Origin of the sequence: Streptomyces californicus, from assembly GCF_000717645.1 — a bacterium.
GTDB lineage: Bacteria > Actinomycetota > Actinomycetes > Streptomycetales > Streptomycetaceae > Streptomyces > Streptomyces californicus.
The window spans coordinates 1-574 of record NZ_JNZZ01000086.1 but is presented as its reverse complement, the minus strand read 5'-3'; the positions used below and the strand labels follow the sequence as shown (position 1 = coordinate 574).

Here is a 574-nt window from a genome sequence, read left to right as displayed (position 1 = left end):
GGCGAAGTCCTCGGGGGTGGGGAGGGGGCCGACAGTCGTGGTGGCGGCGGTGGCGACGGCCTGGGCGATGGGGTGTTCGGAGGCGTTCTCCAGTGCTCCCGCCAGCCGGAGGACGTCGGTTTCGGTGGTGGTGTGGGTGGTGTGGGTGGTCTGGAGGGTCATGCGGCCGGTGGTGACGGTGCCGGTCTTGTCCAGGACGATGGTGTCGGCGCTTGATGAGGATGCCGAGTTGGGCGCCGCGGCCGGTGCCGACCATGAGGGCGGTGGGGGTGGCGAGGCCGAGGGCGCAGGGGCAGGCGATGATGAGGACGGCGACGGCTGCGGTGAAGGCGGCGGTGAGTCCGGCGCCGTTGCCGAGCCAGTAGCCGAGGGTGGCGAGGGCGAGGGTGATGACGATGGGGACGAAGACGGCGGAGATGCGGTCGGCGAGGCGTTGTGCGGAGGCCTTGCCGTTCTGGGCGTCCTCGACGAGCTGGGCCATGCGGGCGAGTTGGGTGTCGGTGCCGACGCGGGTGGCTTCGACGACGAGGCGTCCGCCGGCGTTGAGGGTGGCTCCGGTGACGGTGTCGCCGGT

The 574-nt window shown here is 72.0% G+C and carries 1 pseudogene; it reads right to left on the bottom strand.

The annotated features are described in order from the left end of the window. Window positions 1-574: pseudogene (locus tag IF19_RS01000000135255) on the bottom strand (HAD-IC family P-type ATPase); the annotation flags it as partial.